The organism is Clostridium sp., from assembly GCF_018372875.1.
In the GTDB taxonomy this organism is placed as follows: Bacteria; Bacillota; Clostridia; order Clostridiales; family Clostridiaceae; genus Clostridium.
Genome location: NZ_JAHAIF010000058.1, coordinates 1 through 16,951 on the forward strand (window position 1 = coordinate 1; position 16,951 = coordinate 16,951).

The 16,951-nt window shown below is 28.7% G+C and carries 18 protein-coding genes, 2 tRNA genes, 1 rRNA gene and 1 pseudogene; 5 read left to right on the forward strand and 17 right to left on the reverse strand.

Annotated features, from left to right (window positions below; genetic code table 11):
* From KIB46_RS14275 to KIB46_RS14315, 9 genes and pseudogenes are all read right to left on the reverse strand, one after another.
* Window positions 1-125: pseudogene (locus KIB46_RS14275) on the reverse strand (transketolase); the annotation flags it as partial.
* 252 nt (window positions 126-377) lie between these two features.
* Entirely contained in the window at window positions 378-731 is a 354-nt protein-coding gene (locus KIB46_RS14280) for a type II toxin-antitoxin system PemK/MazF family toxin (RefSeq protein ID WP_027099169.1), read from the reverse strand.
* An 8-nt stretch (window positions 732-739) separates the two neighbouring features.
* Complete coding sequence (locus KIB46_RS14285; protein ID WP_156560198.1) at window positions 740-970, reverse strand: hypothetical protein; 231 nt, start codon at window positions 968-970, stop codon at window positions 740-742.
* Between the two features lie 123 nt (window positions 971-1,093).
* Complete coding sequence (locus KIB46_RS14290; protein ID WP_156560196.1) at window positions 1,094-1,723, reverse strand: germination lipoprotein GerS-related protein; 630 nt, start codon at window positions 1,721-1,723, stop codon at window positions 1,094-1,096.
* A gap of 58 nt (window positions 1,724-1,781) precedes the next feature.
* The gene (locus KIB46_RS14295) at window positions 1,782-3,284 is read right to left on the reverse strand and encodes an NAD(P)H-hydrate dehydratase (RefSeq protein ID WP_291672768.1); all 1,503 of its coding nucleotides are present in this window, start codon (window positions 3,282-3,284) and stop codon (window positions 1,782-1,784) included.
* Window positions 3,285-3,287: 3 nt separating this feature from the next.
* Window positions 3,288-3,665, reverse strand: a complete 378-nt coding sequence (acpS, locus tag KIB46_RS14300; RefSeq protein WP_156560192.1) for a holo-ACP synthase — start codon at window positions 3,663-3,665, stop codon at window positions 3,288-3,290.
* 30 nt (window positions 3,666-3,695) lie between these two features.
* On the reverse strand, window positions 3,696-4,022 hold the full coding sequence (locus tag KIB46_RS14305; RefSeq protein WP_156560190.1) for a DUF6514 family protein: 327 nt from the start codon (window positions 4,020-4,022) through the stop codon (window positions 3,696-3,698).
* A gap of 381 nt (window positions 4,023-4,403) precedes the next feature.
* A complete protein-coding gene (locus KIB46_RS14310; RefSeq protein WP_027099163.1) occupies window positions 4,404-4,763 on the reverse strand; it encodes a single-stranded DNA-binding protein in 360 nt (119 codons plus the stop codon).
* A gap of 194 nt (window positions 4,764-4,957) precedes the next feature.
* Window positions 4,958-5,794, reverse strand: coding sequence for a YihY/virulence factor BrkB family protein (locus KIB46_RS14315; RefSeq protein WP_156560188.1), 837 nt, complete (start codon window positions 5,792-5,794; stop codon window positions 4,958-4,960).
* 268 nt (window positions 5,795-6,062) lie between these two features.
* Between KIB46_RS14315 and KIB46_RS14320 the strand changes: the two genes are divergently transcribed.
* Window positions 6,063-6,935: an aldose 1-epimerase family protein gene (locus KIB46_RS14320; RefSeq protein ID WP_291672773.1), complete on the forward strand. Its 873-nt coding sequence runs from the start codon at window positions 6,063-6,065 to the stop codon at window positions 6,933-6,935.
* 28 nt (window positions 6,936-6,963) lie between these two features.
* Here the strand turns inward: KIB46_RS14320 and KIB46_RS14325 are convergent, their stop codons facing one another.
* The gene (locus KIB46_RS14325; protein WP_291672775.1) at window positions 6,964-9,252 is read right to left on the reverse strand and encodes an ATP-dependent DNA helicase; all 2,289 of its coding nucleotides are present in this window, start codon (window positions 9,250-9,252) and stop codon (window positions 6,964-6,966) included.
* 74 nt (window positions 9,253-9,326) lie between these two features.
* Window positions 9,327-9,917, reverse strand: coding sequence for a DUF1836 domain-containing protein (locus KIB46_RS14330; RefSeq protein WP_156560181.1), 591 nt, complete (start codon window positions 9,915-9,917; stop codon window positions 9,327-9,329).
* 487 nt (window positions 9,918-10,404) lie between these two features.
* Here KIB46_RS14330 and KIB46_RS14335 point away from each other — a divergent pair, with 487 nt between their 5' ends.
* Window positions 10,405-10,650, forward strand: a complete 246-nt coding sequence (locus KIB46_RS14335; protein ID WP_027099158.1) for an AbrB/MazE/SpoVT family DNA-binding domain-containing protein — start codon at window positions 10,405-10,407, stop codon at window positions 10,648-10,650.
* A 68-nt stretch (window positions 10,651-10,718) separates the two neighbouring features.
* Here the strand turns inward: KIB46_RS14335 and rsmI are convergent, their stop codons facing one another.
* From rsmI to KIB46_RS14350, 3 genes are all read right to left on the reverse strand, one after another.
* Window positions 10,719-11,564 carry a 16S rRNA (cytidine(1402)-2'-O)-methyltransferase gene (gene rsmI, locus KIB46_RS14340; protein ID WP_291672778.1) on the reverse strand — a complete coding sequence of 282 codons (846 nt, stop codon included), beginning with the start codon at window positions 11,562-11,564 and terminating at the stop codon, window positions 10,719-10,721.
* Window positions 11,564-12,319 (reverse strand): tRNA1(Val) (adenine(37)-N6)-methyltransferase, encoded by a 756-nt coding sequence (locus KIB46_RS14345; RefSeq protein WP_156560176.1) that lies wholly within the window; start codon window positions 12,317-12,319, stop codon window positions 11,564-11,566. Before KIB46_RS14345 ends, rsmI begins: the two co-directional genes overlap by 1 nt.
* A 155-nt stretch (window positions 12,320-12,474) precedes the next feature.
* Complete coding sequence (locus KIB46_RS14350) at window positions 12,475-13,707, reverse strand: C40 family peptidase (protein ID WP_291672781.1); 1,233 nt, start codon at window positions 13,705-13,707, stop codon at window positions 12,475-12,477.
* 256 nt (window positions 13,708-13,963) lie between these two features.
* Between KIB46_RS14350 and KIB46_RS14355 the strand changes: the two genes are divergently transcribed.
* Together KIB46_RS14355 and KIB46_RS14360 are read left to right on the forward strand one after the other, a co-directional pair.
* Window positions 13,964-14,039, forward strand: a tRNA-Pro gene (locus KIB46_RS14355).
* 665 nt (window positions 14,040-14,704) lie between these two features.
* Window positions 14,705-15,349: an HAD family phosphatase gene (locus KIB46_RS14360; RefSeq protein ID WP_156560172.1), complete on the forward strand. Its 645-nt coding sequence runs from the start codon at window positions 14,705-14,707 to the stop codon at window positions 15,347-15,349.
* 31 nt (window positions 15,350-15,380) lie between these two features.
* Here KIB46_RS14360 and KIB46_RS14365 read toward each other — a convergent pair whose 3' ends face one another.
* The gene (locus KIB46_RS14365; protein ID WP_156560169.1) at window positions 15,381-16,127 is read right to left on the reverse strand and encodes a peptidylprolyl isomerase; all 747 of its coding nucleotides are present in this window, start codon (window positions 16,125-16,127) and stop codon (window positions 15,381-15,383) included.
* A gap of 153 nt (window positions 16,128-16,280) precedes the next feature.
* On the opposite strand from KIB46_RS14365, the gene bcp reads away from it, so the two are divergent.
* Complete coding sequence (gene bcp, locus KIB46_RS14370; protein ID WP_291672785.1) at window positions 16,281-16,733, forward strand: thioredoxin-dependent thiol peroxidase; 453 nt, start codon at window positions 16,281-16,283, stop codon at window positions 16,731-16,733.
* Window positions 16,734-16,770: 37 nt separating this feature from the next.
* On the opposite strand, the gene KIB46_RS14375 is transcribed toward bcp, so the two are convergent.
* Both KIB46_RS14375 and rrf read right to left on the reverse strand, forming a co-directional pair.
* Window positions 16,771-16,846: transfer RNA gene (locus tag KIB46_RS14375), tRNA-Phe, on the reverse strand.
* A 9-nt stretch (window positions 16,847-16,855) separates the two neighbouring features.
* Window positions 16,856-16,951: ribosomal RNA gene (gene rrf / locus KIB46_RS14380) — 5S ribosomal RNA — on the reverse strand; the annotation flags it as partial.

Sequence of the window (16,951 nt, forward strand, 5' to 3'; positions counted from 1 at the left end):
GTAACTATGTCTGCCGCTGAAAGTGATCCACCTGGATGACCTGATGCTGATTCTGTTAACATTTCTACTATGTCTTTTCTAATTTGTTTAGAAATTTGGATTAATTCATCTTTATTTTTTTTCATTATATGTCCTCCTAGAAAATTTAAAATAATTATAGACTTTATTTTTCCCTATTTAATTAAGATTATTGTAACACACTTTTTAATCTTTTGCTATTCTATTTAATCATTTGTGTTAACTTTTTCGCATTTTTATAAGTATTTAGTATATACTATTTAATGAATATGTTTTCTTTTAGCCTCAAATAATAATATACTTTTTGTTTTACAACATAATAAAAGGTATTGAAGATTATCCCTTCAATACCTTTTTGCTTAATCTAAACTTAAACTAATTAATAAAGCTTTATTTACTTTTTCCATATCACTATCTGTCATATGTCCTATTTTCTCTTTTAATCTTCTCTTATCTAATGTTCTAATTTGTTCAAGTAAAACAACTGAATCTCTATTTAAACCATATTCTTCAGAAGATATTTCCACATGTGTAGGAAGCTTAGCTTTATTAATTTGTGATGTAATAGCAGCAACAATAACAGTTGGGCTATATCTATTACCAATATCATTTTGCATAATGATTACTGGTCTTATTCCACCCTGTTCTGATCCTATTACAGGACTTAAGTCAGCGTAGAATATATCCCCTCTTTTTACTAACATAGTCGTCATTTGAAAAATCACACTCCGCAAAGCCATGTCTCATAATCACTTATTTCGTCAACACACTCTTCAGCTAATTCTAAGTTGATTTGTGACATTTCTATATATCCTCTCTTCATAACTTCTAACATTTGTGAGGAATCAACCTCATTAATATATACTATTAAATTCTCATCAAATAATTTACTATTATTTTTATGTTTCTTATCTTTTTTTAAAACACCATTATCTATTGACTCAAACGACATAATTCGGCCTCCTTAGCTAAGGATTCTATGTATACTAAAATTATATTTCAGTTTATGTCATATTGTCAAAGATAAAATCATATTTTTATACTTTTCTGCTAATTATATACTTATATTTGTTGTTTAAAATAGATTTTTATCTATTTCTTTTAAGTAATTGAACTCTTTATAAACTATATCTACTCTACTTTTCCCATCTTTGTCATAAATTTTAGTTACTATAGGAGTCTTATCTTCTTTATTTATATAAATTTTAGCCGATGTCATATGATCATTTATATTAGACAAATTAACTTTTATCTCTAAGTACTTTATATCTCCCCACTCTTCAGATCCTTCATTAATTTCCTCTATATCTCCACATAAAAGATTACTAACAAATGACAAGGGATATAGGGAATCAAAGTCTTTTTCTAATTCATACTTTCCGCCCTTATCTTGCATACTTATATAACCATCTTTATAAATTTTAATTCTATCTTGCCCAAATTCAATTCTCATTCCAACATCCTTGCAGTAATATATGTTTGTATCCTCTTTGTATTCACCTTTTGAATTCTTTATCTTATATTCAGCCTTAGATGTATAAGCCTTAGAATTCTTAATGTATTCTATAATTTCTTCATTGGTTGGTGCATAATTATGCCTAAACCCAATAATAACTATTATAGATATAAAAGGAATAAGTAATAATAGTAATAACAAGACTTTTCTCTCTTTAATTTTGTTCAATAAGTTCTTTTCACTCTTCATATTGCCTCCAAAGTTAATTATTCACTAATACTATTATTAAAACCTTGGAGAAAATATTCTAACTAATGATTGCTTCTTCTATTATTTTAGGTAGTTCTGCTATTATATCTGTAGCAGAAACACTATATTTATCCTTGCTAGCTTTATCTCCAGCTAAACCATGTATATAACAAGCTAATATAGCTGCCTTAAATTTACTCATACCTTGACCGACAAAAGATGCTATTATTCCAGTAAGGCAATCCCCCATACCTCCAGATGCCATCTTACTATTACCAGTATAATTAATTACTACCTCATATCCGTCTGTAATTATTGTATTATATCCCTTCAATACAACTATAACATCATGTTGTAGGGCGTATCTTTTTGCTAAATTTACCCTATCCTTTTCTATTTCTTCTATGCTATACCCAGATAACCTACTAAACTCTCCAAGATGAGGTGTTATTACTGATCTATTTTTCACTAAAGATAGTAGCTCTTTATTATTGGCAAGTATATTTAAGGCATCAGCATCTAATATTATAGGAACCTCAGTTTCTTTTATGCATCTGTTTAAAATATCATACTTATCATCACTTACGCCTAATCCTGGGCCACATGCAATAACATTACAAGTTTCAAGTAAATTATTAATTCTGTCTTGCTCTTCATAATTAACAGTCATTGCCTCAATTAATTTATTTGACAATACTTGTTGTGTATTTAAGTCTGTTAAAAGTGAAACTAATCCAGCTCCGCTTCTTACAACAGCTTCAGCACAAATATATGCTGCTCCTGAAAAACCTGGACTACCTCCTATTAACATAACTTTTCCGTAATCTCCTTTATGTCCCCAAACCTTTCTTATTGGAATCATTTTTTTATATTCATACCTATGTAAAAATGAAACTTTCTCGTTAAACTTTTCTTTTACAGAGTCAGGAATTCCTATATATACAACTTTTACTTTCCCTAAATATTCAAAAGCATCGTATCTAACAAAACCTATTTTTACATTTTCTATAGTATAAGTTTCATTTGCCTTTATTGCTATTCCTAATACCTCTCCAGAATTACTATCTATTCCAGATGGCGTGTCTACAGAAATAACATATTTAGAATATGTATTTATTGATTCTATAACTTTATAAATAACCCCATCAATTCTTCTATTTAATCCTATACCAAATATAGAATCTACAACAATATCTGAATTTTTTATATCATCTATAAGTTCTTTATTAAAATCACTGTCCTTATTAATCTCTTTTATTTCTATATTTAACTTTTTTATAATATTAAGGTTTGTAATAAACTCCTCACCTTTTTTAGTGCCAAAATTTATAACAATAACTTTTACATCCTTACCAAATATAAAAAGCTTTCTTGCTATTACTAATCCATCTCCACCATTATTGCCTATACCACAAAATACAATATATTTATCTCCCTTAGATTTTATTGATTCAAAAATTTTCTCTCCTGCGTTCTCCATAAGAAGTACACTAGGGATCCCAATAGTATTTATAGTATATTCGTCAATTAACTTAGCTGTCTGTCTTGATACCACATACATTAATTATGTCACCTCCTCCCAGATGGCAAAGGCAGTTGCATTTTCACTTGTATGAGATATAGATACATGAATTAAAAAATCTTCTTTAATAGAAATAACTTCTCTTACTTTATCACTTATATTTACAATAGGTTGTCCCATCTCATTTCTTAGTATTTCTATATCTAATAATCCAAATCTCCTTATTCCAGTTCCTAGTGCCTTACTAATAGCTTCTTTAGCTGCAAAATTTCCCGCAATAGTTTCTAAATTGTCCTTTCTACTTTTAAAATACTTTCTTTCCTCTTCAGTAAAAACCTTTTCTAAAAACATAGGAGTTCGTTTAATTGCTGTTCCTATTCTATCTACTTGAACTATATCTGTTCCTATACCTCTAATCATTTTCCACCTCCAATCAATATTTTACTATTATTAAAGTATATTAACCATCTTTTTAGATTCTTCAAAATCCCCTACCCATTTATCAACATACTCACCTATAATATCTATTAAATGTATTGGAGATACTTCATTTTTATAAAGCAAGTTAAGTAAACCTTTAACTTTATGGCGTTGAGTTGATATATACTTAACTCCATCTTCTACTCTATTGATAATAGTTCCATATTTTATATCTAATCTCTCAACCTTTATTCCATATGCTTGTACATTATTAAGGCTTTCCTTAGTAAGACTATAAGTATACTTCATTTCTATATCGTCTATTGATCTTGTAATTATAAGCTTTTCTAATACCATATATATTACCTCCTAGGTCTTAAAACAACTATTATTGTTAAGTAGATGTTATCATAACAATTGTCAGAATATTGTCAAACCATGAGGTCCTAATAAAAAAACAATTATTTATTTATTTACATAAAACAACTTTTTAATCACTTCTTCTATTACTATTAACAAGCGTAACCTCTTTTTTCTCCACTTAATTAATATATATTGTCGAAAAAAACTATTTGCCTACTAAATATTAAACAAATAATAAATTGTAATATATATTTTGTATAAAAAGAAAGAAGAGCGAAAAAGCTCTTCTTTTCTTACCCTAAAATACCATAGTTGAATTTGTATACGTTAACACTTATATTATAAGTATACCATATATTATAAGTTATTCAACTCTTATTCACCTGTGGCATGGTCCATATTATTTTCCTCTGTACGTCTGCCTCCAACGAATTTAAAATCTTCTGCTACTACCTCCGCAAGGTACTTCTTATTACCGTCTCTATCCTCATAACTACCAGTTCTTAATCTTCCACTTAGGCTAATATAGCTTCCCTTTTTCATATACTTACATATAACCTCAGCTTTTTTTCCCCATACTGTAACTGGAATTAAATCAGCTTTTCTTGTGCCGTCAGCAGACTTAAAATTTCTATCTACTGCTATAATAAACTTTGTAAATGACTTATCTCCGTTTTCTAATTCTCTTAGTTCAGGATCTCTTATAAGTCTCCCTAATAATACTATTTTATTCATACTAACACCTCCTGAATATTTTCTTTTATAATACTTGACAACTAATTCTATTAATATTCAGCTTATGTCAATATTTTTTAGCCTTATTCCATATATGAAGGAAAATAACTTACACGCTAAAACTATACACAGATTAGATAATATTGTAACCTCCTAAAAATAAAAAAGAAACCACTAAACTGTAGTTTCTTTTTTCAATCCATCCTACCTTTTTCCAATACAGAATTAATTTCTACTCCTAAAATAAATATTATAGACATTAAAAACAACCATATCATTAATATAAAGACTGCTGCTAATCCCCCATATAGCCGTGAATAGTTTCCAAAATTATTAATATAAAATGAAAATACTATAGAAAATATTATCCATCCAAATGTACTAAACACCGCTCCTGGAATAGTATTTTTCCAAGGAACTCTCTTACATGGAGTATACCTATATATAGTTGCAAAGACTAATATTAAGACTACCAATATGACCCCATATCTAACTATGTTCCATATAAAATCCATTAAGCCACTTAACGGTAATAACGTAATTAGATAATCTCCTATTATTTTACCAAAAACCAATAATGTTAAGGTTAATATAATTGTAATCGCAAGAACTATTGTACTTAAATAAGATATAACAGATCTTGTTATATATGATCTTTTATCATTTAGGTTATATGCCTTGTTTATTCCTTTTATAACTGCCCTAAAACCGGAAGAAGCTGTCCAAATTGTTAATAAAACTGATACCCCTAATAATCCTGCATTTTGTGAACTAATTATTTCGCTAACTGTAGATTGAATAAGCTCAAATACACTTGTAGGAAGCAACACACTTATTCCATATAATACTTGCTCTGGATTTGGTTTTATAAAACCTATTAAAGTAATTAAAAAAATTAAAAAAGGGAAAAAGGATAATACCAAATAATATGCCAATTGTGATGCCAAAGAAAATATATCATCTCTTTTTGACTTAACTATTAAATGTATAAACAAATCCATCTTTGACATAGTATATTTTTCTTTTTTCATAATCTCACCATTTCAATTCTTTTATTTTATTCTATTAATACTTTCTATATATTATGTTATCACTTCAAGAAGTAATTATGTATGTACAAATAAATTAGGAGAGCATTTCTGCATACTCTCCTAAGATTATTGTATTATTGTCCTTATAATTTTATCACATAGTTTAAAAATTATATACCTGTTTTATTCTTGTATGTACTATAGTATAATCTTCATGTATTATATTAACAATTTTAATAATTCTAACTAACTGAAAGGTGGTAATTTTGTGATTTATACATTAGAAAATTCTAATATAAGTATAACAGCAAGCACTTATGGTGGAGAAATCCATTCTTTAAAAAGCAAAAAAGATAATACTGAATACTTATGGAATGGTAATCCAGAATATTGGAAGTATCATGCTCCTATACTATTTCCTATAGTAGGTAAGGTTAAAGATCTTAAGTACAGAGTTGAAGGAAAAACTTATGAGCTCCCTCAACACGGTCTAGCTAGAATATCTGAATTTAATCTACTAACTCAAGATAAAGAATCAATAACTTTTGAATTAGTATACTCAGATGATACATTAAAAGTCTATCCTTTTAAGTTCTCTTTGCAAATAACTTATACTTTATTAGATAATGGAGTTAAAGTAACTTATACAGTTAAGAATTTAGATGATAAAAATATTCTTTTCTCTATAGGATCTCACCCAGCATTTATGTGCCCTATAGAAGAAGGACTTTCATTAAATGATTATTACTTTAAATTTAACGAAAAAGAAAATGCTCCTATTATGTTATTAAACTCTCAAGGATTATTTACTGGAGAAACAAAAGATTTCTTAGATAACTCAAATATAATCCCTTTATCTAAGGAATTATTTAAAAATGATGCTTTAGTTTTTAATAGCTTGAAGTCAAATAAAATATCTATAGAATCAAAAAAGGGTACTAAATCTTTAACTTTAGATTTTACTGGATTTCCTGACCTTGGTCTATGGGCTCCTGTAACAGGTGCTCCTTTTGTATGTATTGAACCTTGGTATGGTCATGCCGACTTTGCTGACTTTGAAGGCGAATTCAAAGATAAAGATGGCGTTATATCTTTAGAAGTAAACGGAAAGTTTGAATGTAACTTTATAGTAACAATATAATTAAAAGAGAGTGAAAATCCACTCTCTTTTACCTTTTTATTATATTCCATTGACTAGGTAATAACTCTGAATAAGTTCTACTTAAATATCTATCATCTATTAATAATATTCTTCCTTTATCCTCTTCAGTCCTTATCACTCTACCCACAGCCTGCATTACTTTATTTATTCCGGGATATATATATGAGAAGGCCTCTCCATTATTATTATAGTATTCCTTTATCAATTCCCTTTCTAAACTTATCTTAGGGTATCCCACTCCAACTATAACTGCTCCAATTAATTTTTCTCCTGGAAGGTCTACACCTTCTGAAAAACTACCTCCCATTACACATAGGGCAATATTATTTCTACCACCTGAAAATTCATTTAAAAACTTTTCTTTTGCCTCTTCATCCATGTCTCCAGATTGAATCATTAATCTATCTAAACTTATGCATTCCTTTAAAAAATCATAAGCCTTATACATATATTCATACGAAGGAAAGAAAACCATATAATTTCCCTCTACCTCTCTTACAAACTTATTTATTTCATTGCATATCCTAGGAAGAGTACGCTCTCTCTGTTTATATCTTGTATTTCCAGCATATAAATATACTTCTAAGTTTTCTTTAGGAAATGGTGAGCTTAATCTTATTCTATAATCATCACTACTTCCCCCTAGGGATTTAATAAAATAGTGAAATGGTTCTAAGGTTGCTGAAAAAAATATACTTGCTTTAACTTTATCCACAATTCCTTTTATTTTTTCAGAAGGATTTACACAATATATGCACAATTCCACATCATCATTTTTTAATTCTATATAAGTAAAGTATTCCTCTCCATATAATTCTGATATGGTTAAAAACTTACTACAATCGAAATATAACTCTAATAAATCTTCATTAAAGGAATATTTATCTCCCTGGGTTAAAAACTCATCAGCTTCCTTCATAAGGCTTCTTAATAACTTATATATTTCTTTAGGCTCATCCTTTGTATAGTAATATCCTTTGTCTTCCGATTCGCATATCCTTTTTTCTTCTATAAAAAAACTATTTATTTTATTTAAAGCTTTATACAATGTAGGACACTTTCCTTTGGTCTCTTTTCTTAATTGCATAAATTTGCTTTTTAATAATCTTGCAGTATACATATCTCTTCCTCTATCTACAAGATTATGCGACTCATCAATTAATAATATATTATCTTTTCCAGCTTCATCTAGAACTCTTCTTAAATAAACCCTTAGATCAAATATATAATTATAATCACATATTACCCCATCGCTCCAGTTTATAAGATCTAAAGCTAGTTCAAAGGGACATACTTCATACTTTTCCCCAAATTCACAAAGTATTTCCCTGGAAATTGAATATTCACTCATTAATATAGCATATATAACATTTTTCACCTTATCATAATACCCTCTAGCATAAATACAATCATCAGGATTACAACTAACCTTATCATTAATACATATTTTTTCCTTAGCAACTAATGTTACTGTTCTATAAATTAGGCCCTTATCTCTAAGCTTCTCTAAGGTTTCTTCTGCAACTTTTCTATTAACATTCTTTGCTGTAAGATAAAAAATTCTTTCCCCAAGCCCTTCCCCAACAGCTTTAATTGCAGGGAAAATAGTAGATACAGTTTTTCCTATTCCTGTAGGCGCTTGTGCAAAAATTTTATTACCTTCTTTTATGGTACTATACCAAGACTTTGCTAATTCTAGTTGCCCTTTTCTATACTTATCAAATGGGAACTGTAAATTCTTTATACTCTTATTTCTTTTTTTCTTATGATTATAATCAAGTTCTGCATATTGATGATATGACTTAACCATACTAATTAGAAAATCATATAATTGTTTAATTGAGTAGTTTTTCCTGAAGGACTTCACCTCATTAGTATCAAGATTATAATAACTTAGCTGTACATATATGTTATCTATATCACGCTCTTTACACAGCATATATCCATATAATTTTGCTTGTGCCCAATGCAGTACATTATAATCTTCCTCTATCTCATACAAAGGCTTATATGTCGATTTTATCTCCTCTACTATTAAATCATTTCCTTCAGCAATAATTCCATCGCATCTACCTTCTAAATCAAGAATAAATATATCCATATCAATATTAAGTTTTAAAAATACTTCTTTTTCGTAATTTTTATACACTTCAGCATTACTTTTTTGAAGTTTTTGATGAGCTTTTACTCCTTCAATAGCTCTTGCATTAGAAGTAAATCTATTATCTAAACTTCCAGAACTTAAAACAAGTTCTACAAATTCTCGTACAGATTTCTTCAGTACTCTAACCTGCATACAATCAACTCTTCTATCTTTAATATTATTTATAATTAAGTCTAAAGAATAAAAAAAGGAGAAATATAATTCTCCTATTCTGCATCGTATTCTGTTGCTATCTTTTGAACTAGCTTCTTTATAACGCTAGCCTGTGCTATTAATGATATTACTAATATGAATACTCTAATTCTATCTTCATCTTTCTCTTGAAGATCAAAATTCTTCATTATTTCATCAAGCTTTTCCTCATCCCCTATTGGATTAGATAAAAATGAATCATAGCTTTCTTTTTGAATTTCTACGAATATCTTATACGCTGTTTCCCATGAAATTATATCATCATTTCTATCATTTATTTCATTAAAAGCTAAACTGAATACCTTTTTTATTTCCTCTGTTGTCAATACAGGTCTCATGTAACTTAATAACACTAATTGCACTAAATGTAACTTAGTATATCCTCTTTTTTTACCATCCTCAGGTTTAGTAATAACTTCACTCTTTATATAATTTTGAACGATGTTATTTGTATATTTATCTTCAGTAAATTTATCATTAAGAAAGTCAATTACTTGAGATAAAAATAAATCATATTGTGGTAAATCATTGTATGATATTAAACTATTTTTAGACATCTCTTCTGCCAGAGTCTTTATATAATCTGAATCTATCTTTTTATTCATACTTACTTCCACCTTTAACTTTTATTATCCAAATATATTATATAGTATGCAAAAACTTATTACAAGTTACTTTTAGCATTATAATATATATTTTTAGTATTTTCATAACTTATAAATTTAATTCATATTATAGTTATTATTTCTTCGACATTATATTATATTAATTCGGCATATTTGACAATTACTAATTAACATTTTTTGTTTATTTTTTTCTCTTTTTTTTTCAATTTTAGTTATACGTTTTCTTATCAACCTCTAAAAACAAGAGGACAAGCCATTTGTAAGAAAAATATTTATTTTCATTTTTTAATTGTAAAGTATTGACAATTTATTTTTATGGTAGTATATTCTATTTATAACATACTTTTAGATAGAATTTTGTAATTTATGAAAATAATTTTGATTTTTTGGTTGACTTTAAATTACAATTTTGGTAACATAACATAGTAAAATGTCGAAAGATGCGAAATTAAGGAGGAAAACTTTTATGAAATCAACAGGTGTAGTAAGAAGAGTAGATGAACTAGGAAGAATAGTAATTCCTATAGAATTAAGAAGAACATTAGATATAGCTGAAAAAGACGCTTTAGAAATATATGTTGACGGTGAACAAATTATATTAAAGAAATACGAACCAGCTTGTATTTTCTGTGGCGATGCTAGAGATGTTATAAACTATAAAGGTAAAAACATTTGTAAAAAGTGTTTAGAAGAAATAAGAAACAATAAGTAATAATATAGAGAGATTTCCCCAAAATCTCTCATTTAGAAAGACCTCTATCCCCAGAGGTCTTTTTTTATTTAAATATCTGTGGAATGCTTATATATCTCTCCCTTAGGAACATTTCTATCTTTAGCAACTAACTTAATTGCATCCTTTTTACTAGAACCATTTTCTATGTAATATAATATATGCTCTCTTATAGTTAGATTCTCCCACTTCTTTCTATTCTCTTCTTCTATCATTTCTTGCTGTTTACCTTCAATAACTAAAACAAATTCTCCCTTTATAGTTCTTTCTTCAAAAGTTTGAATAACTTCCTCTATACTTCCTCTAACTATCTCTTCATGTAATTTCGTCAATTCTCTACATACAGCTATCTTTCTATTACCAAGATTATTGTATATTAAATCTAATGTTGATAACAATCTATGTGGAGATTCATATATTATTATGGATTCCTTAACATCTTTTATCTCTTCAAGAAGTATCTTTCGTTCTTTAGTTTCTCTTGGAATGAATCCTCTAAAGATAAACTTTGTCGTATCTAGCCCTGAATAAACTAATGCAGTTGTTATTGCTGTAGCTCCTGGTAACACTTCAAATGGAATTTGTTTTTCAATACACCTACTTACAATAATAGCTCCTGGATCAGATATTCCTGGCGTTCCTGCATCTGTAACTAATGCTATATTCTCTCCTCTTTCTAATCTATCTATAATTTCTTCACTTTTTCCTTGTTCATTATGTTGATGATAGCTAATCAAGGTTTTCTTTATTTCAAAATGATTTAATAGCTTTAATGATTGTCTAGTATCTTCTGCCGCTATAATATCTACAAACTTTAATACATCTAAAGCTCTTAATGTTATATCTTTTAAATTCCCTATCGGTGTAGGAACTAAAAAAAGCTTTCCTATTGTCATTACACTTCACTCCTTCCGTAAATTCTATTAATCTCATCACTATATTCACCCTTATCATTGTATACATATAATGATTCTTCCCACTTTAAAAAGCTTCCACCATCCCTTTGTCCTTCAATAAGAACAATATTAGGTGCTTTTTTAGTATTAGGATGAACCATCCTTACTCTCTTTGGTTCTATCTTATACTTCCTCATTAAAACCATTATATCTGCCAATCTTTCTGGTCTATGTACCATATACATCCTTCCATTATCTTTAAGCAATGTCCTAGCTGCCTTAATAACATCTTCTAAAGTACACATTACTTCATGTCTAGCTATAGCTAACTTGTCTGATGGATTTACTATACCTCCATTATTAATCTTATATGGTGGATTTACTGTTAGCACATCAAACCTTCCAATACTCTTTAAGAAATCTATATCTTTAAGATCTCTACTATATACTTTTATTTTATCTTCCAATGAATTTAACTTTACACTTCTCTCTGCCATATCAGCCATATCATTTTGTATTTCTAAAGCTACAACCTCTTCTGGATTATATTTTCCCACTAATAAAAAGGGAATTATACCAGTTCCTGAACATAAATCTATAACCCTATGTCTGCTCTTTACTCTTGAAAAATCAGATAATAAAACAGCATCAACGCCAAATCTAAAAGCATCTTTCTTTTGAATTAGTTTTAATCCTTTTAATTGTAAATCATCTATGGACTCATCATTTAACACAACTTTATCTAAATCACTCATTTTAAAACCTCTCTAAAAAATATCCATACCATTATACATTAATATCAATTTATTCACAAACTAAATTGATAAAGCTACAATTTAACTATAAAATCTTAACTTTTACATTCTTATGTCTACAAAAAAAGAGAGCAAAACTTTGCCCTCTTTCATTATTAATTCAATATTCTTCTAGCTCTCCAGAAACCATACATAGGTATAACTTCTACATTCTTACCTGGTTTAGGTGCATGTATCATCTTACCATCACCTACATAAATACCTACATGGTCAGCATGTGGGAATACTAAGTCTCCAGGTTGTAATTCAGATCTAGAAACTTCTCTTCCTGCATATATTTGATTTCTTGTAGTTCTTCCTATATTTATTCCTGCTGCATTTCTATAAACATAAGATGTAAATCCAGAACAGTCAAAGGAATTAGGGCCAGTAGCGCCCCAAACATAAGGCTTTCCAATATGCTTGTACGCTTCATTTAATATAGCTGATGCACTACCAGTTACAGTAGAACCATTTCCTCTATTAGGTGCATTAGCCGCAGCTTCTTCTGCTTTTTTCTTCTCAATTAACTTCTTAGCATTTTCTATTGCGTCTACTACCTCAGAATCTACTGTAGGGCTCTTAAGTTGTCCCTTTCTTAAAGCTCTTAATTGAAAAACTGCATTTTCTAAGCTTTGTCTTGAACTACTAGAATCATAACAAATACTAACTAATCCCTTTACTATTTCTCTTTCAAGGTCTGCTAAGTAAAGTCTATCAAACTCTTTTTGTTCACTTTCTGCTTGATCTATTAACACTTGTTGCTCATCTTTTTTAGCTTCAAAATCTTGTAGTTTCTTTTGTATATCCTCATTTATCTTCTTTATCTCTTCGCCCTTAACTTCTAAAGACTTAACCTTTTCATCAAGTTGTTCTTGCTTTTCTAATAGCTCTTCAACAACCTGTTGATCAAGTTTAACTAATCTAGAAGCAGAATCTATCTTAGTTATTAAATCACTAAAGCTTTCTGCAGAGAAAATTAGTGATATGTAGCTAGTTTGTCCACCTGACTTATATAGCTCTCTTAATCTTTTACCTAATAGTTCTTCTTGGTCAGCTATATCTTCTTTTGCTTGCTCTATTTCTTTATTTGCATTATCTATTTCTCTATTTATATTTGAAATTTCATTCTTATTACTATTTATCTTCTCTACTAGTGGAACTATTTGATTATCTAGAACTTGAATTTGTCTATCGATTTCATTAATTTTTTTAGTTAGCTCTTCATACTTCTGTCTAGCTTCCTGCACTTGTCCACTATCAGGAGTAGCACTTACTGCCATATGCGGTCCTATTAATGTAATCGCCATTATACCTGCAACAATTGCAGATAAAACCTTTTTTTTCATTATATGTGGTCGTTTTGACCATCCCTCCCCCCGTATTTTGTTATACTATTTAGAATCACATTATTTATTATAACATTTCCCTTCACTTGAAACAACGGTAAATGCTTCTAGTGACATATTTATACACATAATTATCTGCTAAATACTTTACTTAATATCAATATTCTTCTTTATGCACCTAACATTATTTCTTATGCTAATATAAAACTTATATTTGACAATATAATCGTATATATATATAATAATATATGTGCTACGGGGTGTGGCGCAGATGGGAGCGCGCGTGGTTTGGGACCATGAGGTCGCAGGTTCGATCCCTGTCACCCCGACCAAATAAAAAAAGCAGACATATGTCTGCTTTTTTTATTTTACTTAATATCTTCTCTATATTCCTCGTCCATACTAGCAGCCTTGCATAACGCATATGCCATAACTAAAGTAAATACATAAATACAAATTCCAATAAAAATCATAATACTATCTCCCTTTAATAATTTATTTAAATAGTATCTGCTAATCCTTTAATTTTATACATTAAAATATATGCCTCTAACAAAGTTTTCATTATGTATTTATGTATGAATTAAATAATTATTTTCCACGTATTTATTTAACACATCAACACCAACGGCTGAATCTTTACGTTATATCCTTTGCCATGAATCTTTGGAGCCTAATCAGATTATAATATTCTATTCTCCATGGCCATCCACTCATTTTATCTTTTAATATTAAAATTTTATTTTCACTTTCTTCTATATTCTTTCTGTTTTATAAACTTCAACAACCATTTCTTTAAAGTCATCAGAATATCTTTTCCTATAAGTTTCATTCTGAATACACCTTTTTACTTATGAATTAAATTTTTTCATTAAAAATTTATCCATATAAATATATAAATACATATTTTTATATTTATGTATTTATATATTTATCTCTATGATATTTTAAATATTTAGGTTATCATATAATTATATTTAAATACAAGAGGTGAGCAATGTTTACTAATATAAAAGGCGCCATATTTGATTTGGATGGAACTTTGGTTGATTCAATGTGGATATGGGAACAAATAGATATAGATTACTTAAAGGAAAAAGGATTTGAAATGCCTCAAAATTTAAAAGATGAAATAAATCATTTAAGTTTTCAAGAAACGGCTGTTTATTTTAAAAATAGATTTCATCTAGCTGATTCATTAGATGAAATAATGGATACATGGCACAATATGGCTTATAAACATTATTTGAAAGATGTATACTTAAAAGAAGGTGTACTAGAATTACTTACACATTTAAAAAATAAGGGTATAAAAATCGGACTAGCTACAAGCAATTCTTATCCTCTATTAGAAGCTGTATTAAACAAGAGAGAGGTTTATGATCTTTTTGATGCAATAGTTACAACAGAGGAAGCCAAAAAAAGCAAGTCTAATCCCGATGTGTATTTAATGGCTGCTGCAAGACTTAATGTAAAACCATCAGATTGTATTGTCTTTGAAGATATAATAGAAGCTGTTAGAGGAGCTAAATCAGCTAATATGAAAGTCATAGCAGTATATGATAAAGCAGCAGAATATCAAAAACAGGATTTAATAGAGACTGCTGACAAATATATAATGAGCTTTAAAGAATTGTTATAAAAAGAAGCCCTAACACATAGGGCTTCTTTAATTATTTTCTATCTACTCCATACTTGCTTTCTAATTCAAGTACCATATCAACATATTTCTTTTGTTGTGCTTGTTGCATTAATTGATTAGCTACCATATCTTTTACTTCTTCAAAAGACTTTTCTTTAGCTTCATTCTTTTTCTCAACTAATATTAAGTGATATCCGAATTGAGTTTGTACTGGGTCAGTTACTTTACCCACTTCAGAAGAAAAAGCCATATTTTCAAATTCTGGCACCATCATTCCTCTTCCAAATTCACCTAGGTTTCCACCTTCTTCTTTTGAAGGACATGAAGAATATTTAGCCGCAGCATTTTCAAAAGATATTGAACCATTATCTATCTCTTCTTTTATTTGCTTAGCTGCATCTTCACTTTCAACTAAAATATGTTTAGCTGATACTGTTTCTTTATCCATAAATTGTTCTTTATTATCTTCATAGAACTTCTTAATTTCCTCCTCTGTAACAGTTACATCAGAAAGAATCTTTTGAACTGACATTTGAGTTAAAAGTTCCTTTGCTAGACTATTTAATGTATTTTTATACTCATCAGTATTATCTAATCCTATTTCATTACCAAATTTATTAAATAATTCAAAAGCTATAGTTTGTTCTAATAACTCTTTTCTACCTCTTTCTGTATTTAAATACATTCTTCTATCTTCTGGATACTTATTTATTATATCCTCTAAATCTTTTTGTGTAATTTCATTTCCTGCAACAACTGCTAATACCTTATTTTCCATTATTCGTCTCCTTTATTAAAAATTTAGGGTTAATTACATTTTATCAGTATTATTTGTTTATAACAACTTAATTATTTATACTCGTAATATTCTCCTTGATAAAGGATAATAATTATTATATAATATATTTTAATTAAATGGAGGTAGATAAATATGTTAAAAATAGGTGAATTAGCCCCAGATTTTGAGCTTATGGGATCTGATAATAAGCAACATAAACTTAGTGAGTATAGAGGTAAAAAAGTTATTCTTTATTTTTATCCAAAGGACAATACTCCTGGTTGTACAACTGAAGCCTGTGACTTTAGGGATAATTATACTATAATTAATGATAAAAATGCTATAGTTATAGGAATTAGTAAGGACACATTAACTTCTCACGATAAATTCATAAAAAAATTTGAATTACCTTTTATTCTTTTAAGTGATGAAGAAAAAATAGTATGCTCATTATATGATGTTATAAAAGAAAAGAATATGTATGGAAAAAAAGTACTAGGAATCGAAAGAAGTACATTTATAATTGATGAGAATGGTATCTTAACTCATGAATTTAGAAAAGTAAAAGTAAAAGGACATATAGAATCTATTTTAGAAATTTTATAAAAATAAAAAAGCACTAACGTCTGTTAGTGCTTTTTTCTGGTGGCTCGACCAGGAATCGAACCAGGGACACGAGGATTTTCAGTCCTCTGCTCTACCGACTGAGCTATCGAGCCAAAATAAAAACCTGGCAACGTCCTACTCTCCCACACGGTCTCCCATGCAGTACCATTGGCGCTATAGAGCTTAACTTTCCTGTTCGGTATGGGAAGGAGTGTTTC